Origin of the sequence: Vreelandella sp. 21, from assembly GCF_050995515.1 — a bacterium.
Taxonomy (GTDB): Bacteria; Pseudomonadota; Gammaproteobacteria; order Pseudomonadales; family Halomonadaceae; genus Vreelandella; species Vreelandella alkaliphila.
The window spans coordinates 1,798,990-1,822,232 of record NZ_CP194673.1; the positions used below are offsets into that span (position 1 = coordinate 1,798,990).

Annotated in this window: 19 protein-coding genes; 7 read left to right on the forward strand and 12 right to left on the reverse strand. The window is 52.2% G+C overall.

The annotated features are described in order from the left end of the window. Window positions 1-55 precede the first annotated feature (55 nt). The 4 genes from ACN06F_RS08415 to ACN06F_RS08430 all read left to right on the forward strand — a co-directional run bounded on the left by ACN06F_RS08415 (window position 56) and on the right by ACN06F_RS08430 (window position 5,440). Entirely contained in the window at window positions 56-1,258 is a 1,203-nt protein-coding gene (locus tag ACN06F_RS08415; protein ID WP_038483974.1) for a thiamine pyrophosphate-dependent dehydrogenase E1 component subunit alpha, read from the forward strand. Window position 1,259: 1 nt separating this feature from the next. Further along, entirely contained in the window at window positions 1,260-2,237 is a 978-nt protein-coding gene (locus tag ACN06F_RS08420; RefSeq protein ID WP_038483977.1) for an alpha-ketoacid dehydrogenase subunit beta, read from the forward strand. Between the two features lie 17 nt (window positions 2,238-2,254). Further along, complete coding sequence (locus ACN06F_RS08425) at window positions 2,255-3,511, forward strand: 2-oxo acid dehydrogenase subunit E2 (protein ID WP_433925003.1); 1,257 nt, start codon at window positions 2,255-2,257, stop codon at window positions 3,509-3,511. Window positions 3,512-3,574: 63 nt separating this feature from the next. Beyond that, window positions 3,575-5,440: a protein kinase domain-containing protein gene (locus tag ACN06F_RS08430; protein ID WP_095602874.1), complete on the forward strand. Its 1,866-nt coding sequence runs from the start codon at window positions 3,575-3,577 to the stop codon at window positions 5,438-5,440. Here ACN06F_RS08430 and ACN06F_RS08435 read toward each other — a convergent pair. From ACN06F_RS08435 to ACN06F_RS08455, 5 genes are all read right to left on the reverse strand, one after another. Further along, window positions 5,414-6,034, reverse strand: a complete 621-nt coding sequence (locus ACN06F_RS08435) for an ABC-type transport auxiliary lipoprotein family protein (protein WP_253487892.1) — start codon at window positions 6,032-6,034, stop codon at window positions 5,414-5,416. The two genes, ACN06F_RS08430 and ACN06F_RS08435, sit on opposite strands and share 27 nt — an antisense overlap. Further along, entirely contained in the window at window positions 6,031-6,972 is a 942-nt protein-coding gene (locus tag ACN06F_RS08440) for an MlaD family protein (protein ID WP_038483988.1), read from the reverse strand. The genes ACN06F_RS08435 and ACN06F_RS08440 overlap by 4 nt, the downstream gene beginning before the upstream one ends. A gap of 6 nt (window positions 6,973-6,978) precedes the next feature. Beyond that, the gene (locus ACN06F_RS08445; protein ID WP_095603295.1) at window positions 6,979-7,803 is read right to left on the reverse strand and encodes an ABC transporter ATP-binding protein; all 825 of its coding nucleotides are present in this window, start codon (window positions 7,801-7,803) and stop codon (window positions 6,979-6,981) included. After that, window positions 7,803-8,933, reverse strand: coding sequence for an MlaE family ABC transporter permease (locus tag ACN06F_RS08450; RefSeq protein ID WP_038483991.1), 1,131 nt, complete (start codon window positions 8,931-8,933; stop codon window positions 7,803-7,805). Before ACN06F_RS08450 ends, ACN06F_RS08445 begins: the two co-directional genes overlap by 1 nt. A 106-nt stretch (window positions 8,934-9,039) precedes the next feature. After that, window positions 9,040-10,740 carry a SulP family inorganic anion transporter gene (locus ACN06F_RS08455; protein ID WP_433925004.1) on the reverse strand — a complete coding sequence of 567 codons (1,701 nt, stop codon included), beginning with the start codon at window positions 10,738-10,740 and terminating at the stop codon, window positions 9,040-9,042. Between the two features lie 229 nt (window positions 10,741-10,969). Between ACN06F_RS08455 and ACN06F_RS08460 the strand changes: the two genes are divergently transcribed. Continuing rightward, window positions 10,970-12,625, forward strand: a complete 1,656-nt coding sequence (locus ACN06F_RS08460; RefSeq protein WP_433925005.1) for a methyl-accepting chemotaxis protein — start codon at window positions 10,970-10,972, stop codon at window positions 12,623-12,625. Here ACN06F_RS08460 and rarD read toward each other — a convergent pair. Next, window positions 12,596-13,504: an EamA family transporter RarD gene (gene rarD, locus ACN06F_RS08465; protein WP_231656907.1), complete on the reverse strand. Its 909-nt coding sequence runs from the start codon at window positions 13,502-13,504 to the stop codon at window positions 12,596-12,598. The two genes, ACN06F_RS08460 and rarD, sit on opposite strands and share 30 nt — an antisense overlap. Window positions 13,505-13,576: 72 nt before the next feature. Here rarD and ACN06F_RS08470 point away from each other — a divergent pair, with 72 nt between their 5' ends. Then, window positions 13,577-14,392, forward strand: coding sequence for an amidohydrolase (locus ACN06F_RS08470; RefSeq protein ID WP_433925006.1), 816 nt, complete (start codon window positions 13,577-13,579; stop codon window positions 14,390-14,392). Next, a complete protein-coding gene (locus ACN06F_RS08475) occupies window positions 14,392-15,096 on the forward strand; it encodes a pseudouridine synthase (RefSeq protein WP_287705957.1) in 705 nt (234 codons plus the stop codon). Before ACN06F_RS08470 ends, ACN06F_RS08475 begins: the two co-directional genes overlap by 1 nt. Window positions 15,097-15,267: 171 nt before the next feature. On the opposite strand, the gene ACN06F_RS08480 is transcribed toward ACN06F_RS08475, so the two are convergent. From ACN06F_RS08480 to gloB, 6 genes are all read right to left on the reverse strand, one after another. Further along, on the reverse strand, window positions 15,268-16,866 hold the full coding sequence (locus tag ACN06F_RS08480; protein WP_433925007.1) for an ABC transporter ATP-binding protein: 1,599 nt from the start codon (window positions 16,864-16,866) through the stop codon (window positions 15,268-15,270). Further along, window positions 16,859-17,932: an ABC transporter permease gene (locus ACN06F_RS08485; protein WP_038484011.1), complete on the reverse strand. Its 1,074-nt coding sequence runs from the start codon at window positions 17,930-17,932 to the stop codon at window positions 16,859-16,861. Before ACN06F_RS08485 ends, ACN06F_RS08480 begins: the two co-directional genes overlap by 8 nt. 2 nt (window positions 17,933-17,934) lie before the next feature. Beyond that, the gene (locus ACN06F_RS08490; RefSeq protein ID WP_433925008.1) at window positions 17,935-19,008 is read right to left on the reverse strand and encodes a microcin C ABC transporter permease YejB; all 1,074 of its coding nucleotides are present in this window, start codon (window positions 19,006-19,008) and stop codon (window positions 17,935-17,937) included. A 74-nt stretch (window positions 19,009-19,082) separates the two neighbouring features. After that, window positions 19,083-20,963, reverse strand: a complete 1,881-nt coding sequence (locus ACN06F_RS08495; RefSeq protein ID WP_253487893.1) for an extracellular solute-binding protein — start codon at window positions 20,961-20,963, stop codon at window positions 19,083-19,085. 165 nt (window positions 20,964-21,128) lie between these two features. Beyond that, window positions 21,129-22,334: a transglycosylase SLT domain-containing protein gene (locus ACN06F_RS08500; protein WP_433925009.1), complete on the reverse strand. Its 1,206-nt coding sequence runs from the start codon at window positions 22,332-22,334 to the stop codon at window positions 21,129-21,131. 29 nt (window positions 22,335-22,363) lie between these two features. Next, entirely contained in the window at window positions 22,364-23,131 is a 768-nt protein-coding gene (gene gloB, locus ACN06F_RS08505; protein ID WP_038484023.1) for a hydroxyacylglutathione hydrolase, read from the reverse strand. Between the last annotated feature and the right edge of the window lie 112 nt (window positions 23,132-23,243).

Sequence of the window (23,243 nt, forward strand, 5' to 3'; positions counted from 1 at the left end):
AACGGTCAACACCAACAACACTGCCCTCAAAAGGGGTAATACAAGGATAATAAGCATGACAAACTACGTACATCAGCCGCTCTTTATGACCGGCGACGAATTCTCAATGGCTACCTTCAGCCTGCTCGACCCAGAGGGCGAGCTTTACGAAGGGGCGAGAGAGCCAGACCTACCGCGTGATCATGCCAGACGGCTCTATCAAGCCATGCTGGCCACCCGTATCCTAGATGAGCGCATGATGGCTGCCCAACGCCAGGGGCGGCTTAGTTTCTATATGCAAAGCACGGGTGAAGAGGCCGCCGTTGTTGGTGCTGCTGCTGCACTAGACGATGCCGATATGATCATGGCGCAATACCGCGAGCAAGGCGCATTAATGTACCGCGGGTTCTCCATTGACGAGTTTATGAATCAGCTGTTTGGCAACGAGCTTGACTACGGTAAAGGCCGCCAAATGCCGATTCATTATGGATCACGCAAGCTGCACTACATGACCATTTCTTCTCCGCTTGCAACGCAAATCCCCCAGGCGACAGGCTACGCATACGGTCAGAAATTAGCGGGTGATGGGCATTGCACCTTAACGTTCTTCGGTGAGGGTGCTGCATCAGAAGGTGATTTCCACGCCGCGCTGAATATGGCATCAGTCCATCAAGTACCGGTGATTTTTTTCTGCCGCAACAATGGCTATGCCATTTCGACGCCATCAACCGAGCAGTTTGCAGCGGATGGCATTGCCCCCAGGGCGTTTGGCTATCATATGCATGTGATACGCGTTGACGGGAACGATGCACTGGCAGTTTATGAAGCGACACGCCAAGCGCGTCAGATTGCTGTTGAACAAAACAAGCCCGTGCTGATTGAAGCCATGTCTTACCGTCTTGCTGCTCACTCCTCTTCGGATGACCCTTCCGGCTATCGTGCCAAAAGTGAAGAGGAAGCGTGGCGGTTAAAAGACCCCATACTGCGCATGCAGAAATGGCTGTTGAAAAAAGGCTGGTGGAGCGAGGAGGAGGAAACCAGCCAGCAGGAAACGTTGCGCCGCGAAGTTCTAGATACCATGAAACGGGCAGAAAAGCGTTCACCCCCACCGCTGGAGTCGCTGATTACTGATGTCTATGCCGACATAACCCCTGAGTTACAGCGTCAATTTGACCAGCTTAAGCGCCATATTCGCCGCTATCCAGAGGCCTACCCGCGTGGAGCGCGGTCGCTAGACCTTGAGGTGAATACGTCCACAGATTCCCAGGGGGAGGCATAACATGCCCACAATGAACATGCTCCAGGCGATCAACAATGCGCTTGATATCGCCATGGCTGAAGATGGCAAAGTTATCTGTTTTGGTGAAGATGTTGGCGTTTTTGGCGGCGTATTCCGTGCTACCAGCCATTTACAGGAAAAGTATGGTAAATCGCGCTGCTTTAACACGCCGTTGGTAGAACAAGGCATCATTGGTTTTGCTAATGGGCTGGCTGCTCAAGGCTCAGTGCCCGTTGCTGAAATACAGTTTGCCGACTACATCTTTCCCGCTTTTGACCAAATCGTTAATGAATCTGCGAAATTCCGCTACCGTTCGGGGGATTTATTCAATGTGGGTGGATTAACCATCCGCACGCCCTATGGCGGTGGTATCGCGGGGGGGCTCTATCATTCGCAGTCACCAGAAGCTTACTTTACACATACGCCCGGTTTAAAAGTCGTTGTGCCGCGCAATCCCTACCAAGCAAAAGGGCTACTGCTCGCTTCCATTCGCGATCCAGATCCGGTGCTTTTTTTAGAACCCAAGCGTCTCTATCGTGCGTCGGTGGGTGAGGTGCCCCAAGAGGATTATCAGCTTCCTATTGGTGAAGCGGAGGTCATTAAAGAGGGGACTGATATAACGTTGGTGGGCTGGGGCGCGCAAATGGAAGTCATCGGCAAAGCCGTTGAGCTTGCTGAAGAGCAGGGCATTGCCTGTGAAGTGATTGATCTGCGCACGTTGCTGCCATGGGATGCGGATACTGTCGTTGAGTCTGTTCTAAAAACAGGACGTTTGATCGTCAGCCATGAAGCGCCGTTAACAGGTGGCTTTGCGGGTGAAATCGCCGCGACGATCCAAGAGCGCTGTTTTCTCTATCTTGAATCGCCGATTACTCGGGTAACGGGGCTAGATACGCCTTTCCCGCTAGTGCTGGAAAAAGAGTACTTGCCCGACCATCTGAAAATTTTTGAAGCGATTCGCGAAAGCGTTAACTTTTAGCGCCAGGGAGAAAAATAATGAGCGATTTCATGCTGCCGGATATCGGCGAAGGCATTGTTGAATGTGAAGTGGTGGAGTGGCGCGTTGCAGAGGGTGATCGGATTGAGGAAGATCAGCCAATTGTCGAGGTGATGACCGATAAAGCGCTAGTGGAAATTACTGCTCCCGAAGCAGGCGTGGTCACCAAACTTTATGTTGCCCAAGGAAAAATTGCCAAAGTACACGCACCGCTTTATGCCTACCAAGCAGAAAATGACACCCAAGAAGCCGGCGCGACGGAACAGGCTAACGAGCCTCAATCACCTGTAGCTGACGCTGACAGTGGCTCAGCCAAGGCAGTTGAGCAAGCCGCTGTGGCATCCAGTACCTGCAGCCTTAGTACCAGCAGCGGCAAAATACCTGCTAGCCCAGCCGTGCGACGTCTCGTTCGTGAACATCAACTTGAGTTAACTGCCATTGCTGGCAGTGGTAAAGATGGCCGGGTATTAAAAGAAGACGTGCTGGCGCACCTGAATCAACCTTCTGCTGATCCTACCCAAGCACCATCGCAAGTCACCCAAGGAGCACAGTTGCCTCGCGTCGAACCGCTTCGCGGTGTGCGCGCGGTGATGGCGAAAAGAATGGTTGAGGCAGCCAGCTCCATCCCGCATTTCCACTATGGCGAAGAGATCGATGTGACCGATCTGCTGGCGTTGCGCGAGCGTCTAAAGCCACGGGTCGAGGCGCTTGGTGAGCGGCTAACACTTATGCCCTTTTTCATGAAAGCCATGGGGCTAGCGGTTACTGAGGCGCCGATCATCAATGCCCAGCTAAACGCGGAAGCCAACGAGCTGCACTACTACGAACAGTGCAATATCGGCATGGCGGTGGATAGCAAAGCCGGTTTGCTGGTGCCCAATGTGAAAGGTGTTGAGCGTTTAACGCTGCTAGACATTGCTCGTGAAGTGGGGCGTTTAACCATTGCGGCCCGAGAAGGGCGTGTCGATCAGGCTGATCTCAAAGGTGGCACCATTAGTATTTCTAACATTGGTGCGTTGGGCGGAACCTATGCAGCGCCGATTATCAATGCGCCGGAAGCGGCGATAGTGGCGATTGGTAAAACCCAATGGTTACCGCGCTTCGATGAGCAAGGAGAAGTTCAGCGGCGAGCCATTATGACCATCACCTGGGCAGGCGATCACCGCTTTATTGATGGTGGTACCATCGCTAGGTTCTGCAATGCTTGGAAAGGCTATTTGGAAGCGCCTGAAACCATGCTGCTGCACTTGGGCTAAGGTTGCTAGGCATTGAATAGCAAGAGGTTAAATAGCCAGAAGTTGGTTAGCAAGGAATGAGAAATGTCTCAGGCACCGCTCCAGCAGTTTTATATACCGGAAGAGCAGTCGGTATATCTACTCAGCCATCATGATGCCCGTAAGCTTAAAGACTGGGTAGCACTGTGTCAGGCACAGCTCGCCCAGCTGGGCTACACGGGGATTGAGCTGGTTGGTAAAGGTGCCTATGGCTTTGTATTTGCGGGCAGCGCGCAACACCAAGATGTGCCTGCCCACTACGTGTTTAAATTCTCACGTATTACGCTGCCGACTCATTTACAAGAACGCCTTGAAGAAGAGGCGTTTATGCTTGATCAGGTTTCCCATCCCCGCATACCAAAGCTTGTGGCTTACCAACGCTCCCGAGGCCAGTCAATTCTAGTGATGGAGCGTGCGCCTGGTTGGAACCTTGAACAGGTGTCACTGAAAGAAGGCCGTCTCTCTCCGCGGTTAGTGGTGCGCATTGCCGACCAGTTGGCCGATATTCTTTCCGCATTGCGCCGCGAAACGGGTCCTAATGCACGTCCCGTTGTGCATGGCGACATCAAACCGTCAAATTTGGTATTTGATCCAGATACCGAGTCCATTGCGTTGATTGACTGGGGATCGTCCGTATTTGCCCAGTTAGACGAAAAGCTCCAATTTGTCGGGGCAAACGTGATGGAATTAATGTCCGACAATCTGCAGCAAACCAACGCCCGGCTGGGCGATGTCTACTTTATTGGTGAAGAGCAGCTAAATGGAGCGCTATCATCGCCCCGTTTCGATGAGCAAGGGGCCGCAGGAACGCTATATGCATTAGCTTCTGCGCAATCTTGCCGCTTTGGTCATCGTGCCATTCCCGCTAGCTCGCTGGGGCTACCCTTGGAGTTTGCCCGCACCTTGGACGGTATGCTGGATCCCGACCCCCACATACGCCATAAAGCAGGGGATCACTATTTACAGGCGATGTCCCGCATGGCCAAAGTGGTGATGTTAGATTTGCCCACGCCAATACAAACACCGCTAGTGCCTGTCTGGGGCCGTGCGGCGCACCAAGAGATTGATACGGTCGTTTACAGCTCTCGGAAGGCATTTCTGCGCGAAGCGAACGCGGAAGAGACACTTAATGATGTCAATGATGTGCAGTTAGACCGCTATTACAAGCAATTTATGCAGGGCATGGGGGAAACCGAAAAGGCGTTTTTGGCCTCGGTGAGTCGCTTAGGAAAATACCCGGTTGTCGGTGGTTTAGCAGTACGCTGGGAGCGAGAGGGCGTCTATATAGACTCCTCACTTAACCTACACGATCCCGCGTTAAAGCCAGCGTTTATTCAAGCCGTCAACAATATGGTGCACTTGGCGCGAGCCATCCATCGCCAAGGGGTGTTTAAAAGCTGCTTGTTTAATGCCCGCCAAACGCTGCATTTAGAGCGCGCGAGTGCGGAAGAGCCTTTTCATTGTGATCCTGGCACCACGATTGACTACGAGCTGAGCGCGGTTCCAGAAATGGAAGACCTCACTCGCCAGCATAGCTACTTTGAAGACGGCCCTGATCCAGAAGAGCTACTTGTCCTACCGGACACCATTATGCACATACTGCAACGGCTGAATGAGATTCATCACACCGGCATGATTATCTTTGAGTCACTACCAAAGCATCTTAAAATTCATAGCTATTATCGGCTTCTGGACCCTAGCCGGGAGGCCGAGTTTCGGGCTTTGCTGGCGCAGATGTTGGCGTCTGTAAGCCAGATCGAGGGGTTAGGCGTGTCCGGCTTTATGAAAATGCCTTACAAAGACACGCGATTTTTTACCCATTTAGAGTGCCAGCCTGAACATTTTTATCCTAAAGACCCGCGTGATTTTTTAAGAAAGACGCCGTCAATCGGCGGTTCTCAGACTGCTTGATTGCGCCGCAACCCATGCTGAAAGCTGCTCCGCTAGCGCATCGCTAGCCGCGCCAAACGCATTCACGACGTCCGGAATCTCTGGACTATCCGCGCGGGTGCGGATAACAAAACTAGTCGCAGCCAGTGGTTTTCGGTGTTGTGTATTCACAAGCTGGACATCTAATTGAAGATGAATACTGGGTGGGGAAGTGTCGTACTCACTTTGGAAATGGCGCAGTTCGCTCAGTAGCAGTATATCGTGAGGCAATCGGTCGCTACTTACGCCAGTGAATAGCTGGCGCTGCTGCAGATCAGAAATTAAGCGCGCTTGAAGCATTTCTGGGGCGTCCTCATGCCAGCGTACCCCCTCATAGACATTGACTACATTGCCTTCTGGGTATACCACAATACGATTGCTGTTCAGCAAGTGGCCTGCCCCCGGGGTAGCAATGCCTAGTCTTACGGGGAGGGTGGCAGCCATGTGTTCAGACTGCGTGGCAGACGATGGCAGCCGATAGAGCGTTGCGGGATTACTTTCGGGCAGTATTGAACAACCGGCGCTTAATACAAGCGCCGCTAATGTGACGATGCTAAACGTAGAGCGCAAGCTCATGGACGAAACTCCTCTACCTGATCCCGGCCCAGGAAAAAGTCTGCGGGACTCTCTTCAAGCTGGCGAGTAATACGATCAAGATTAGTTAGTGTAGAACGTAGGGCTGAAAGTGCGGGAGCAATGTCTTGTGCCCCCTGCAGCGTACTATCGACAGCATCGGCATTGTCGTTAACGAGCTGTTCAATTCGTTGCGCGGCGCTGGCCACATCACGACTGGCGCTTTCAGCGCTTCGCATCATTTGCTGACCATCTTGTCGCAATAGCTGTGTCGCCTCGAGGCTAAGCGTATCGATGCTTTCAAGGGTCGCTGTGGCTTGGCGTGATACTTCGCCGAACAGTGCCATATTTTGATCAAGCGCTGTTTGTTGTGAGGCGATCATCTCTGTGATCTGCGCAATACTCGTCAAAATAGTGCCGGCTTGTTCACGATTGCCGTCATTAAATAGTTCATTAACGTTTATCAGAATAGAATTAATGTTTTGAATCATTGTTTCGCCTTCATCAAATAGCGTGGCAATCGGTGAAGGGTCTGCGTTGATAAACGGTGCCATACTGTCCGTTTGGTTTACTAGGCGGGGGCTTTCTGGGGTGCCTCCGTACAGCTGAACCGACATGCTGCCGGTAATGCTGGCAAAGGCTAACTTTGCTCGAGTATCTGTTTTGACGGGGGTGTCTTCATAGACTCGCACACTAGCAATAACTTGGCGTGGGTCGTCAGGGTTCAGTGTCAGCTCGGTAACATCGCCAACTTCAATGCCGTTGTACTGCACCTTACTGCCAATTGATAAACCACTAACACTGCGCTCAAACAGAATCCGGTAAGGTTGATAGTTACGCTCTCCGGCGGCATAGCTCATCCATAGCGCAAACAGCAGTGCTGCGACGGCGGTTCCCAGTGTGAACAAACCTATCAAAACGTGATGCGCGCGGGTTTCCATGTGCAGTCACTCCTGGACGTTTGCGTTATTTGAAAAGGCGGTATGAGCACGCTGAGCGGCTCGACCACGCGGGCCGTGAAAGTAGTCTTGAATCCATTCATCGTCGGTATCCGCCACTTTATCGATGGTATCCACCACCAGCACACGTTTCTGTGAGAGTACCGCGACCCGATCGCAGGCAGCGTAGAGCGTATCCAGGTCATGGGTAACCAGAAATACGCTGAATCCCAGCGCATCGCGAAGGGTGACCAGCAACTGATCGAAGGCTGCTGCACCAATAGGGTCAAGCCCTGCCGTGGGCTCGTCAAGAAACAGGATGTCAGGATCAAGCGCTAAGGCACGGGCAAGGGCGGCGCGCTTGACCATGCCGCCAGACAGCGACTCAGGAAACTGCAGCGCGGCCTGTGGCGGAAGCCCGACCAACGATAACTTGACCCTGGCAAGATGCTCGGCGTCTTCACGGGGTAGCCTGGCATGTTCAATTAGCGGTAGGGCAATATTCTCTTGCAGGTTCAACGAGCTGAACAGCGCACCGCGCTGAAACAGCACGCCAAAGCGTCGCTCTATTTGACTGCGCTGAGCCTCGTTAAGCTCGTTAAGCGTTGTGCCTAGGACTTCAACCATGCCGTCATTGGGGCGCTTCAAACCGACGATGCTGCGTAACAGCACTGATTTGCCGGTACCAGAACCACCTACAACGCCGAGGATTTCCCCGCGTTCAAGGGTCAGATCTAAATTTTCGTGCACCACATGAGTACCAAAGCGGTTCACCAAGCCTCGAACCTTAATGACCGGTAAGTCGTTTTGCTCTGTCGGTTTATCTGAATTGATCACCAGCCCATCTCCATAAAGAATAGCGCGGCGACGGCATCAATTAGAATCACCATAAAAATCGATTGAACGACACTTGAGGTGGTGTGTTCTCCCACCGACTGCGCGCTACCGCTGACCTTAAAGCCTTCCAGGCAGCCGATCACGGCGATCACGAAGGCAAACACCGGGGCTTTGCTTAGTCCTACCAAAAAGTGTGTCACCGATACATCTTTTTGCAGCGTGGCCATAAACTGGGTAAGTGAAATATCCAGTGACAGAGAGGTGACCATGGCGCCGCCCGCTAAGCCGCTGAGCATACCTACAAAGGCGAGCATGGGCAGGCTAATTAACATCGCCATTACCCGTGGGAGCACCAAAAGCTCGATAGGATCAAGCCCCTGAGCCTGCAGGGCATCTATCTCTTCATTGGATTTCATGGCGCCAATTTGGGCAGTAAAGGCACTGGCGGTTCGTCCCGCGAGTAGGATCGCAGCAAGTAGAACGCCGAACTCTCTCAAAAATGAGAACGCCACAAGATCGATGGTATAAATTGTGGCGCCAAAATCCTGCAAAACGGTAGCGCCAAGGAAAGCCACCACGGCGCCCACCATAAAGGTGAGTAGCGCGACGATGGGGACGGCATTAAGACCACTCTGCTGGATATGGGCCACGGTGGCCGTTAAGCGCCAGTGGCGTGGCCGCAATGTTAGATGGAAGAGGGTGGCCACGACGAGACCAATAAAGGCCAACAGCTGGCGCTGCTGGGACCAAAGTCCCACCATGTGTTGACCCACGCTGGCAAGCGCTTGGCTAATGCGCGAATAGGAAGGAGGATCAACGTCCAGCGGCGCTTCCATGGCTTCGGCAATACGCACCAGCAACGCCTGCTGCTCTTTCGGCAGTTCTGCTGCCCAATCCGCCACCGCCTGCGCTTTCTCAACGCCAATCAACTCCGCAATGAGTATGGCGCCAGCGGTATCAAGGCGAGTTATTGCGTCTAGTGAAACCGTCGCATCTGTTGGCTTGCCAGGCTCAGTTTGAGTTTCACTTTGCTGAAGCGCCGCTTTGATAAGGCGATAATTGGCAAGCGTCCACTCGCCTTTAAGGGTTACTGTTTGATCATCACGCGCTATCCACTCGCTTGGCATCCCCACTCCTTTGCGCTCTTGGTATTGATACGCTTGTTTAGAAGTCTATGATGCATTCAAACAAATCTTAGTTAAAGCTGCTTCGTTAAGCTTATAAAAATAATGCTTATGAAAATTCGCGCCATGCAGCATAAGTGCTAAGAAAAACGCGCCCAGTCAGGGCTTCTAAAAAATCACTCTTTTTGAGCTGATCCATAACGGGGCCCTTCACCTCTGACAGGTGAAGTTTTACATCGGAGTCTTTTAAACGAGCGTTGATGGCATCCAGGCTCTCGAGTGCTGATGCATCAATTAAATTAACGGCTGAACAGATCAGAACGACGTGCTCCAGCTCAGGATAGCTGGCGACCAAATTATAAACGGTATCCTCAAGGTAACGGGCATTCGCAAAATAGAGGCTTTCGTCGATTCGCAGTAGCGCCACATTACTGACGGTTTCAACATCGTGGCGTTCGGTATTGCGGAAATGCTCGGTGTCCGGAACCCGGCCCACCAGCGCGCTATGGGGGCGGCTGGTGCGATACAAAAATAACGCGATAGAGAGACTCACGCCACCGATGATGCCTGCTTCGATACCTTCAATTAGGGTTAGCAGAATGGTGACGGCCATCGCAGCGAAATCGCTGCGAGAATAGCGCCACGTTTGGCGCAACATGGGGATATCGACCAGGGTTAAAATAGACACAGTAATTGTCGCGGCCAACGTAGCAATCGGCAGGTAGTAGAGCCAGCCAGTAAACGCCATCGTTACCAAGGCTATTCCCAGGGCTGCAAAGGCTCCGGCCGCGGGTGTTTGTGCCCCAGCGTCATAGCTGATGACCGTGCGCGAAAGGCCACCGGTGACCGGCATGCCGCTGGTAAACCCAGCGGCTAGATTAGCGGCACCTAAGCCAATCAGTTCCTGGTTAGGAGAGATACGTTGGCGCCGTTTCGCTGCCAACATTTGCCCCATGGAAACAGACTCGACAAACCCCACCAAACTAATCAGTAACGCCGGAATAAACAGGGCGCGCCATAGTGACGTATCTCCCCAGGGAAAGCTTAGCGCAGGTAGCCCACTGGGAATAGCGCCGACAATGGCAACGCCTTGGTCAGCCAACTGCCAATGCCAAGTAGCCAGCGTGGTAATAACCACCGCAAAGACAGGACCCGCCTTGGTGATTAACTCGGCGAGCGCTCTAGGCAAACCAATAGCACTAAGGCTCTGCTTACCAAAACGCCGCATCATAACGAGAAACAACAGCGTGCCAGCACCGATTACAAGCGTATAGGGGTTTAAGGTGGGGAGATTAGGCAAGAGCGTTACCACACGCTCTACCAGCGTAAAGCCACTGCTGGAGATACCCATTAGGCTTCCCAGTTGACTGACGGCAATCAGAATGCCCGATGCGGTTAAAAAGCCCGAGATAACCGGATGGCTTAAAAAATTGCTAAAAAAGCCCATTTTAAGGGCACCCATTGCCACCAATATGCCGCCAGAAAGTAATGAAAGTACCAGTGCAGCTTGCAAATAGTCGGGGCTGCCGGGCGTTGCAACAGAGGAGAGTGCAGCGCCCGTCATTAATGCAATGATGGCCACCGGCCCTACGGCCAGGGTGCGGCTGGTGCCTAAAAAGGTATATAGAAGTTGCGGCAAAATACTGGCATATAGGCCCACTACCGCAGGCAGGCCAGCAAGTAGGGCATAGGCTAATGACTGCGGAATCACCATCACGGTTACGATGAGTCCCGCTAATATATCGGCACCTAGCAGGCGCTTATGGTAGTGGGGCAGCCATGTAAGAATAGGAAAATAGCGCTTGAACATAAGCTCCTGTCGTCAGCTTTGTTTTTTAAACCCCAACCACTGGTGAGTCCGTCAGTTTAACGTGTTGTGTGGGCAATGATGGCCTTTGCTTTCAAACAAAAGCATGTTCTGACCCGAAAGTGCTACTTCATTGATTAGCATAACCCGTTAAGCTGACTGAAAAGTGGCTAATCGCTCCTTCTTTATTGATTGACTGCTCAATAACGTCAAATAAAAAAGAGTACCCCACATGCGACTACTTTGGCTATTAGTGCCCTTGGCAGTGCTAGGTGTTTCTGTTTGGATGATGACTGAATCTGGTGCTTTTCCCTATGTCGCGCTGCTGTTGGCAACGGGGGCTGGTGCAGGTTTAATGCTCGTAACGATTACGTCGGTTTACTCAGCTGATCAAGCGCGTTTGACAAAACCCATTCACGGTTTCAAGCCCATTCGCGACTATGGTGCGCTTCGCGCGATGGCCTATCGGTTGATGAACCGAGCAAGTAGCACTGCTATCGCCTCGGCAGAAGTTTCTCATTACGCTGATCTTATGGCGCAACGCCTTACTAAGCAGGAAGCCATGGCCAGTGACGCGTCATCGAGTATGAACGCTATTAATGCTGCCATTATGCAAGTGAGTGCCAGTGCTACCCATGTCGCTTCGCTTGCCGAGAGCGCTCGTCAGGCAAGTCATCACAATCATGATGAGCTGGCTGATATTATTGGCGATATGAGTGATGTTTCCGAGCGCTCTGATCAGGCGCTGGAAATGCTATCGGCGCTAAACGACAAAATTGAGCGCGTCCGCAATGTGACGTCGATGATTGAGGGAATAGCAGAACAAACGCACCTGCTATCACTCAATGCTTCTATTGAGGCAGCTCGAGCGGGAGAGCATGGACGAGGATTTGCGGTTGTCGCGGGCGAAGTGCGCAACCTAGCACTGAAGACGTCAACGGCGACACAAAGCGTCGATGAGCTTGTTAAAGATATGCACCAGAGTGGCCAAAGTGTTGTTGGTACCATGGGAGTGCTGATGAACCGTATCAGAGAGCGTTCCCAAGGGATGCAGCAGGTGGGCGGTAGTCTTGCCACTATCACAGAACAGTTCGATCAAGTTGAGCAAGAAATCACCAGCGTCGCAGAAGCAATGGAAAGCACTAAAGTCCATAGCCAAACAGTTGCTGATAGCTTACGTCAGCTTGAAGACGATGTAGATGAGGGCAATCGCGATATGCGCGATTTAGCTCAGCAAGCTCGGGCGTTAATGGAAGCTGCAGAAGGCGTTGATGGCGAGCTGGCGCAGCAGCGTTTACAGGGGCGTCATCAGCATGTGTTTAGTGTTGCTCGTCAAGCGGCGAACCGTATTGGTAAATTGTTTGAAAAGGCCATTGCCTCCGGTGAGTTATCAGAAGCGTCGCTGTTCCAGCCTGATTACACGGTCATGCCAGGGACACAGCCACCGCTTTACCACACAGGCTTTGATGCATTCACGGACTTACAGTTACCCAGCTTGCAAGAACCGTTGCTTACTGAGCACGGGTTGAGTTACGCCATTGCATGTGACCGCAACGGCTATGTGCCTACCCATAACTCAGCCGTTAGCCGCGAGCCCATCGGTGATTACGATCACGATCTTAAGTATTGCCGCAGCAAACGCATTTTTGATGATCCGACGGGCAGTCGTTGCGGCGCCCATGAGAAACCGTTGCTGCTACAAACCTATAAGCGTGACACTGGCGAAATCATGCACGATCTTTCGGTTCCCATTTACATTAATGGTAAGCACTGGGGAGGCTTTCGCGTGGGCTACCAGCCTGAAAAGACAAATGACACCAGTGCAGTGGTGATTGAAAAACCAGTGGAAGAACTAGCCTCAGGTAGCCACCTTCTGGCGCGGACGTGATTGCCAAGAGGACCAGGAATATAGCGCTAAGCTCGCCCAGATCATCACAAAGGTCGCTAACTGGATGAGCCCTAGAGGCTCGCCAAAGATAATGATTGCAATCAAAAACTGAATGCTGGGATTGATATACATCAGAAACCCTAGCGTTGCCAGCCGTAAGCGTCGTGCAGCCCCAGCAAAGGCCATCAAGGGCAGGGCAGTTAATACGCCGCTAATTATTAGCAGGGCGGTCATCGGCACATTATGAATAAAGTGAGACTCCCCCTGCCAGCTGAGCCACGTGAGCGCTATCAGTGCTAGTGGGAATAGCAACAGCGTCTCTACAAACAGGCCTGAAAGCCCATCAAGAGGCACTTGCTTGCGAAATAATCCGTAGCTACCAAAGCTGAGTGCTAGCAACAGGCTGATCCAGGGCAGTTCACCCAGCATCACGAACTGGATTGCAATCGCTAAACTTGCCAAACCAAGAGCAACCAGCTGGAGGCGAGCCATTACTTCGCGTAGCACTAGCACGCCCAAGGCAATGTTTACCAACGGCGTTAGAAAGTAGCCTAAACTGGCTTGTAACACCTGCTTGCTTTCAACAGCATAGATATAGAGACCCCAATTAAAGGCAATCAGTAACGCGCAAGCGAGTACGCGCCCCAAGCGCTTGGGCTCAACAAGTGCGCTAACCACTGGCGTCCAGCGGCGCAGTATGCTGATTAACCCGACCAGGAAAAGGCACGACCACAAAATCCGATGTATCAGGATTTCAAATGCGGGAATGCCATCAAACAGAGCGAAAAATAGTGGGAAGCAGCCCCACATAGTGTAGGCCGTTAAGCCGAACATAACGCCCTTGACCGCTTCAGGGTCCCTTGATGCGGGTGGAAACATAGCAGCCTCATTAATTAAAAATGCTAATCTAGCACATAATTGACGAACACACTGATGCAAAGGAGACATGGCATGAGTCAACTGAAAATGAGCTTAGTGCAGTGCGATTTGCGCTGGGAAGATCCTCAGGCCAACCATGCGCATCTTGAGCGGCTATTAGGCGAATTAGATAGCCGCGATACCGATTTAATTGTGTTGCCAGAGATGTTTGCTACGGGTTTCACCATGAACTCACGGGAAATGGCCCAGCCCATGAACTCGAGCCAGAGCGTTGCCTGGTTACAGACGCAGGCCAAGGCGAGAGGCTGTGTAATGACCGGCAGCGTGGCAATTGTCGATGAAGGGCAATACTTCAACCGTATGGTATGGGCTACTCCCAGCGGCGACTTGCAGTACTACGATAAGCGCCATTTATTTCGTATGGCCGGAGAGCATGAACGCTATGGTATGGGCAACAGCCGGAAAATAGTGGAACTGAAAGGTTTCAGGCTGCTATTGAGCGTATGCTATGACCTGAGGTTTCCCGTTTGGATGCGCCAGCAGCCAGCAGAGGGCGAACATTTCGAGTATGATGCCGCGCTGTGTGTGGCGAACTGGCCTGCACCCCGGCGTCACCCATGGCGCACGCTTTTACAAGCGCGTGCAGTTGAAAACTTAGTTTACGTAGTGGGTGTCAACCGCGTCGGTGAAGATGCCAAAGGACTCGCCTATAGCGGCGATTCCATGCTGGTCGATTTCAAAGGGGAACCGCTGATCGACCACCCTGCAGACTCTCCGTTTATTGAAACGGGGACGCTAAATAAAACGGACCTAGATGCTTTTCGAGAAAAATTTCCTGCCTGGCAAGATGCCGACCGCTTTTCGCTTCTGCCAGGAGTGGGTCAATAATGCGCCTTGATCGCTTTTTGAGTGAAACAACCCCGTTGACGCGCAGCCTAGCAAAGCGTGCGTTAAAAAATGGCGAGGTGACCCTGAATGGCGAGCCCATCAAGCAGTCGGCGACCCAAGTTGACACCCAGAACGACGAAGTAAAGCTCAACGGTGAGACGCTAGCGCTGGTTGGGTTGCGTTACCTGATGATGCATAAGCCGCTGGAAGTAGAGTGCACTGCCCGCCGTGGGCTCTACCCAAGGGTGATTGACCTCATTGATCTACCCAAAGTAGAGCGACTGCAGCCGGTAGGGCGGTTGGATGTAGATACCACTGGCTTGTTATTGCTCACTGATGATGGCCAATGGTCCCATCGTGTCACCTCGCCACGCCATCGCTGTGCCAAAGTGTACATTGCAGAGTTGGCGGAGCCTATGGAAGGTAGCGCCGCTGAGTGGGCAATTCGCCAAGTAGAGGAAGGGCTTCTACTGGATGGTGAGGAAACGCCAACGCAACCTGCCGTGTTGAGGTTTATTACTCCTCAGCAAGCGGAATTGACCATTACAGAAGGGCGCTATCACCAAGTGAAGCGCATGTTTGCAGCCCTAGGTAATCACGTCAATGCGCTTCATCGCCGTTCGATTGGTGATGTGGTCTTGCCAGATGACCTAGCACCTGGTGAATGGCGGGAGCTAACGCCTGAAGAAATTGCCAGCTTCTAAACACACTTAGCGTCACTGCTAGTGGATAAAACGCCCCGGTCAGCACACCCGTGCCTAGGCCAGGGCGTTTTTATTTTGAGCAATGAATATTTATACCGTTATCTTGCTTCTGCGTTCATGCGTGACTAACTTGAAAAAGTGCCGAAACAAACGTTTATGTTTACCAGGTAGCTAGTGCAAGTGGGCAGCTTCTATCAACGCTTTGGTATAGGGATGCTGTGGGGCGGCGAGCACTTCCAGGCAATCCCCTTGTTCAATCACGTCGCCATCTTTTAGCACCATAATGCGGTGGGCCATAGCACGCACCACGGCGAGATCGTGGCTGATAAACAGGTAGCTTAGTTGGCGGCGTGCCTGAAGTTCGCGCAGTAGCGTGACCAACTGTTTTTGTACGGTCCGATCTAATGCTGAGGTTGGTTCGTCCAGTACCAGTAGCTCAGGTTCTAAGATAATTGCCCGCGCCACCGCTATGCGCTGGCGCTGTCCCCCCGAAAACTCATGAGGGTAACGGGCAGCACAACTTTCCGGCAGGCCCACTTCTCGCAGCGTACGATGCACGCGTTCGGTGACTTCTGCATTGGTCAAGTTAGGGTAATGAAACTGCAGGCCTTCACTGACGATATCAAATACCGGCATGCGTGGAGAAAGTGCTCCGTAAGGATCTTGAAAAACCATTTGTAGCCGATGGCGCTGGCGTCGCAGCGTGTCGCCAGAGAGCTGGCTCAACGTGGCATTGCCCAGTATCACCTCACCTTGGCTAGCGACTAATCGCATAACCGCTGACGCCAGCGTCGTTTTTCCAGAGCCTGATTCGCCAACAATGCCCAGCGTTTCGCCAGGAGCGATCGTTAAGTCGGTGGCTTTCAGGGCCTCAAAAGCGGGTGGCTGGCGCTGAAAAAGTCCTGTCCTCGGGCGCTTGAAACTCACGCTAAGCTGGCGTGTGGTTAAAAGTGGCGTGATATCGGTAGGCTCAGCAGGCCGGCCTTCTGGTTCGGCGGCAATGAGGGCTTTGGTGTAGTCGCTTTGGGGATTATTGAATACATCGGCAACGCTACCGGTTTCCTGGATTTTCCCCTGATACATGACGCATACACGATCTGCGTGGCGGCGTACCAAGTTTAAGTCGTGACTGATAAACAGTACGCCCATGCCGTGATGATCGCGGAGTTCTTTCAGCAGGGCTAAAATTTCTTGCTGAACGGTCACATCGAGCGCCGTCGTTGGCTCATCCGCAATCAGCAGTGCCGGATTATTGGCAATGGCCATGGCGATCATTACCCGCTGGCGCTGGCCGCCAGAAAGTTGATGTGGCCAGGCGTCAAGCAGTTCGTCAGGACGCGGTAGTTTGACTTGCTCTAACAGTGCCTTGGCCCGTGTACGTGCAGCTTGCCCGCTAAGGCCCTGGTGTAAACGAAGGGTTTCGCCTATTTGTTTGCCAATGCGGTGAAGCGGGTTGAGCGACGTCATCGGCTCTTGGAAAATAAATCCCACCTGATTACCGCGTATACCATTCCAATCACGTTTGCCTAGTTGATTAAGGTCGGTCTCTTCTAACCAGCGCTGACCACTTACGTGCGCGTTGTCAGGCAGTAAATTAATTGCGCCCAGTGCAGAGACCGACTTGCCAGAGCCAGATTCCCCCACGATAGCGAGCGTTTCGCCTGCATTGACGGTGAGAGAGAGGGAATCGACAACGACGTTGCCATCGAAGGAAACAGAAAACTGGCTTAAGCGCAGTAGTGGTTGGGCATTGTTTGCGTGACTAGGCATGCTTGGTTTCCTGGGCCGGTGACTGATGCTGCTTCACATGTCGTGGGTCGAAGGCATCGCGAAGTCCTTCACCAATAAACACCAGTAGTGAGAGCATAATGGCAAGCGTCATAAACGCGGTGATGCCAAGCCATGGAGCATGCAGGTTATTTTTGCCTTGTGCCGCCAGTTCACCAAGTGAAGGCGCGCCAGGTGGCAGACCAAAGCCTAAAAAGTCTAGCGCTGTGAGCGTGCCAATGGCACCAGTGAACAGGAAGGGGATAAACGTCAGCGTGGCTACCATCGCGTTAGGTAACACGTGGCGCCACATAATCAGCCGAGAAGGGAGCCCCATTGCCTTGGCTGCACGCACGTACTCGAGATTGCGTGCACGCAAAAACTCGGCGCGTACGATATCAACCAGTCCCAGCCACGAAAACAACAGCATGATGCCAAGTAGCCACCAGAAACCGGGCTGTACAAAGCTAGCCAAAATAATCAGCAGAAACAGCACCGGTAACCCAGACCATATTTCAGTGATGCGTTGTCCGATGAGGTCCACTTTGCCGCCGAAGTATCCCTGCACACCGCCTACCACTACGCCCAGTACTAAAGAGCCAGCGGTGAGCGCCAGGGCAAAGGCAACCGATAGTCGAAATCCGTAAATGACTCGCGCTAATACATCACGTCCTTGATCATCGGTGCCTAGCCAGTGGCGCCTATCTGGCGGTGCAGGCGAAGGTCGTGTCATCAGCATATCGAGGGTTTGATAGGAGTAGGGAATCATCGGCCATAGCGCCCAACCGTGGTCGCTAATTTGCTGTTGGACAAAGGGGTCTAAGTAGTCGGTACGGGTGGGTAAGAAACCACCGAATTCGGTTTCCGGATAATCGACCAGTAGTGGTACATACCACTGCCCGTCATATTTCATTACGAGAGGTTTGTCGTTGGCGATGAGTTCAGCAAATAAGCTGACAATAAACAGAACGCCAAATAGCCACAGCGATACTCGAGCGCGGCGATTGGCTTTAAATGCTGCTAGGCGACGCAGCGTAATCGGCGAAAGACGCGAGCTGATAAATGTCATGTTTATGACTCCCTCGACGCAAAATCAATGCGTGGGTCTACCCACACATAGGTCAAGTCGGATACTAGCTTTAGCAGCAGCCCGATCACCGTATACAGAAATAGCGTTCCGAAAATGACGGGGTAGTCTCGCTGCATGACTGCCTCAAAGCCTAATAAGCCAAGGCCATCCAAGGAAAAAATTACCTCGATGAGCAGTGCGCCGGTAAAGAAAATGCCAATCATTGCAGAGGGCAACCCAGCAATGATGATCAGCATGGCGTTACGGAAAACATGGCCATACAAAATACGCTGCTCGTCGGCCCCTTTAGCCTGGGCTGTCAGTACGTACTGCTTATGAATTTCATCCAAAAAGCTGTTTTTAGTCAGCATGGTGAGGGTGGCAAAACTGCCAATCGCGGCAGCCAGTACTGGTAGGGTGATGTGCCAGAAGTAGTCTTTAATTTTGCCCCAGGCGGATAGCTCGGAGAAATCGGGTGATGTTAAGCCGCGTAGAGGAAACCAATCCAGGTAAGTGCCACCAGCAAACACGACAATAAGAAGAATGGCGAACAAAAAGCCAGGGATGGCATAGCCTACGATCACTAGACCTGAGGTCCAGACATCAAAGCGAGATCCGTGTCGTAGCGCTTTGCTGATGCCTAAAGGAATAGAAATGAGGTAGACCAGCAGCGTTGTCCATAAGCCTAACGAAATAGATACGGGCAGGCGCTCGATCATCAGTTCAATCACCGGTCGATCACGAAAAAAGCTGGTGCCGAAATCGAAAGTGAGATAATCCACCATCATGCCGATAAACCGTTCATGAGCGGGTTTATCAAAGCCAAATTGCTGCTCTAACTGCTCAATAAAGCGTGGATCGATTCCACGTGCCCCCCTTGAGTCGTCATTAATTTGAACATCGGCCGCCCCCATATCCAGGCGTGTGCTTGCCATGGCGTCGGCTCCCTCAAAGCGGGCCAACATTTGGTCAATGGGCCCTCCCGGGGCAGCCTGAACAATCATGAAGTTAAGCAGCATGATGCCGAACAGGGTCGGGATCATCAGTAGCAGTCGGCGTAAGGTATAACGTGCCACAGCGCGCTCCATGAGTAATTGGGGGCCAAAAGTTATTGCCGGTAAGCTGTTCGAATGAATCTATGTTGGCTAAATCAGCGGCGTCGATGACGGCGTTGTAGTTCTGCTTCTCGATCGGTGTTTACCCACCAAGCGTCTAAATCCATGGCATAAGCCGGAAACGGTTCTGGGTAGCCAAATTTATCCCACACAGCAATCCGCGTTTCGCCTGAATGATAGTGAGGGATGACATAAAAGCCCCAACGCAGCACGCGATCAAGCGCTTGTGTAATGGTATCTAGCGTTTCACGGTCATCAGCACGAATCAGCTGCTCCACCAGCGCATCGACAGCAGGGTGGGCAAGGGCCATGCGATTGCGGCTTTGTGGTGCCTCTGCAGCAGCACTGGTCCAAAAATCGCGTTGTTCATTGCCAGGATTGTTAGACTGGGGGAAGTGGCTGATGACCATGTCGTAATCGTAGCTGCGAACTCGGTTAAGGTATTGATTGATATCGACAATGCGTAGCGACGTTTGAACCCCAAGACGTGCCATATTGCGTAGCATGGGTTGCACAACACGCTCCAGGCCCGAGTCGTAGAGCAGTACTTCCAAGGTAAGCGGTCGGCCTGTTTCACCGTGCACCAACACACCATCTTCTACGCGGTAGCCTGCGTCGCGCAGCAGATCAAGCGCAAGCCGCAGGCGTTCACGCAGCTCTGTGGGGTGTTCAATGGGCAGCGGGTCAGTGAACAGTCGTTCTGAATGATGGGAGTCCATCAACGCCTCACGAAAAGGTTCGAGTAGCGCAAGTTCTTCTTCTGATGGCGTTCCAGTAGCTTCCATTTCAGAATTTTGAAAAAAGCTTTCCGTGCGCCGATAGGTGCCATAGAAAATATTAGTGTTGAGCCAGGGGAAATCAAACGTGAGGCTCAGTGCTTCTCGAACCCTTGGGTCCTGAAACTTTTCTTCGCGTAAGTTGAAGACAAACGCCTGCATCATGGAGGGGTTAACATCAGGCACGGTAATCCGCTTAATTAAGCCGTCTTGGTAGGCAGGAAAATTATCATAGCCAATCGCCCAAGTGGCAGCACGTGCATCAGTCCTGAAGTCGGTAAGGCCTGCTTTGAAGGCTTCCCAGGCAATATCGCGGTCGCGGTAGTACTCATAAACAACACGGTCGATGTTGTAACGACCCACATTGACGGGCAAATTTTTACCCCAATAGTTGTCATCTCGCTGATAGACAATTCGCCGTCCAGGGTCTACCTCGCTAATGCGATAGGGACCTGACCCAGGGTGTGCATCCAGGGTCGGAGAGGTAAAGTCGCGGGGTTCCCAGTAGTGACGAGGTAAGATGGGTAACTGAGCCACAATCAGTGGCAGCTCGCGTGACTCAGTGTCATTAAATTCAAAGCGCACTTGATGATCGTTTAAGGCGATAACGCGTTCGACACCGGCGTAATAGCTGCTGTAGAAGGGGTTGCCTTGTTCACGTAGCAGGTTTAGTGAGAACACCACATCATAGGCTGTTACCGGCTCCCCATCCTGAAAGCGAGCCTCTGGGCGCAAATCGAACTCTATCCACCGACGTTCCGGATCCAGGCGGACGCCTTCTGCTAGCAGTCCGTACAAACTGAAGGGCTCGCCAGGATTGCTGGCCATCAGCGAGTCATAAATTTTAGAAATACCGGTAACAGGCGTGCCACGAATAATAAACGGGTTGGTAGAGTCGAAACTGCCCCCCACGGCAGTATGGGTAATCGTTCCGCCCTTGGGGGCGGACGGATTAACATGGGGGAAGTAGGCAAAATCGGGAGGTAGCTCTGGGCTATTGTAGAGAGATAGCCCGTGCACGGTCTCAACGGGGGTAGAGGTGTTGTTTTCGACGTCATTTTCAGAAGCCAACAGCGACAGGCTCAACAGCAAGCCGCTGGTTAACAAAAGTGCTTTGGTAAACAACACACCGCTTGGCATTGGTAACTTCCTGTAGCAACGAAGGCTTAGAAACCGGGCTTAGAACCTTAGACACAACTGCTGAGTCACAGTAGCGGCGCTAATAGTAACTGAGATATGGCCAAGAAAGATTAATAAAGACTGCGTTTTAAACCTAGTTAACAAAGCCTGGTTAGATTCCCCAAATTACCGTCCTGAAAGCGTCAGCAGTTGACCTGGCTTCAGTGCCTCTGGGCGTTCAATAGCATTCCACCTGATCAAATCTTGTTGAGTGACATTATAGCGTGACGCAATCACTGATAGGTTATCGCCACTTTCAACGCGGTGAACGCTTGGCGTGCTGGTCGATGCTAACGAAGTACTGTTTGATTGCGAAAGCTGAGCTAACACCTGAGTGTCGACTTCTTCAGGCACAAGTAGCGTCTGTGCACTACGTGGGTCAAGGCTGCCATTCAGCAAGCCAGGGTTTAGCTCGGCCAACGCGGATTGACTAACATCCAGAAGTTGAGAGGCCTGTGCCAGGCTAACTGGCTGCTCAAGCTGAACTTTGGCAAAAGCGGGATCAGGATGAATGTCAGGGAGTGAAACCCCGTACTGTTCTGGATTATTGATGATCGTCGCAATGGCTTTAAGTTTGGGAACGTACTGCATCGTTTCGTGGGGCAGTGATAGTTCCCAGTAGTCGCCTGCAAGGCCTTGGCCCTGAGCTTGGCGTTGCGCACGGTTAACAGTGCCAGCACCGGCGTTGTAAGCGGCTAGCGAGAGCATTAGGTCACCCTCGTACCACTCATCTGCCTGCATTTCCAGGTAATCAAGCGCTGCTGCGGTAGACGTCACGACGTCTAAACGTCCATCGTAGTTGCCGTTGCGAACCAGGCCTAATGCATCTCCGGTACCCGGCATAAACTGCCAAAGCCCAGCGGCTCCTCGATGGCTTCGGGCGCTGGGGTCGAAAGAACTTTCAACAAACGGAATCAGCGCGATCTCACCAGGAAGGCCACGCTCGCTCACTTGCTGGGTGATCCAGGCAAGCCAGGGGGTTGCTCGTTCCGTGATGGCGGCAATATTTTGCGGGCTTGAACGGTAGTACTCTATCCACTTGTCAACGCGTGCTTGAGCATCGGCGGGGAGATTTTTTTCCTGCCACTGGAAGCTGTCACGAAGTGTGCTCCAGGCATCTTGAGGTTGTAGCTCAAGTGCTTCCCAGAAGTGATGCTGAAAGGCATTGGGGCGGAAATCGGTTGAAGCCGGCGCGTCATTGAGGGCGCTGTTAGGTTGATATGCTTCGGTAGTAGAGGCTTGGGAGCTGGCCGCTGCGGCTAAAAATAGGCTCACAATAACAGTGCTTCCAGCGCTTAGTAATAAGCGCTGGCGAATCGTTCGATAAGTCATAGTCGGTTCGTTTTTACTCGATAGCGTTCTTAAAAACGGTTCTTCCACTCGCGTAAAGTGGTGAACGTGGCGAGATCATCATCATTGACCCCATGTGTACCTACTGCTTGACGCACACTATCGGTGCTCACGCGCAAATAGGGGTTGATCTTCAGCTCGCGTCCTATCGTGCTGGGTAAGGTAGGTCGGTCTAATGCCCGAGCCTTCTCACACTCCTGCAGTGCATATTTAACGTCTTCGTTATCAGGATCTGCAGCACGAGCAAATGTTAGATTCGCTTGCGTATATTCATGCGCTGCAAAGACCAGCGTATCCTCTGGGAGTTCCGCTAAGGTTTGAAGAGATGCAAACATTTGCTCTGGCGACCCTTCAAATAAGCGGCCACATCCACCACAAAACAGGGTGTCGCCGCAGAAAAGTAGCGCAGGAATTCCTGGAGTGAAGTAACTCACGTGATCTAACGTATGCCCTGGCGTGGCCATGACTTCAAAAAGACGCCCCATAATACGTACTTCATCGCCATGTCCTACCTGTTCATTAATACCTTCAATAGTAGGATTGGAGGGGCCAATAACCCGAGGCGAGAAGCGTTTAATCAACTCTGTAAGGCCACCCGTATGATCATGGTGGTGATGAGTGATTAAAATCGTATCAAGCGTTAAGGATTCACGCTCAAGAAACTCGATGACAGGTGCTGCTTCACCGGGATCCACCACGCAAACGCTTTGACTGGTATCCTGTCTTAATAGCCAAATGTAGTTATCGCTAAGTGCGGGAATCGGTGTCACGCTCATCATGGGCGAGATCCTTTAGTTCAAAAAAATAGACGCTCAAATTAGACGCTTTCGAATGCGCTAACGCTGGCGTTCAAAACGTTAAAAAGCATTTACTGTGGAGGGAAGCGCTGTT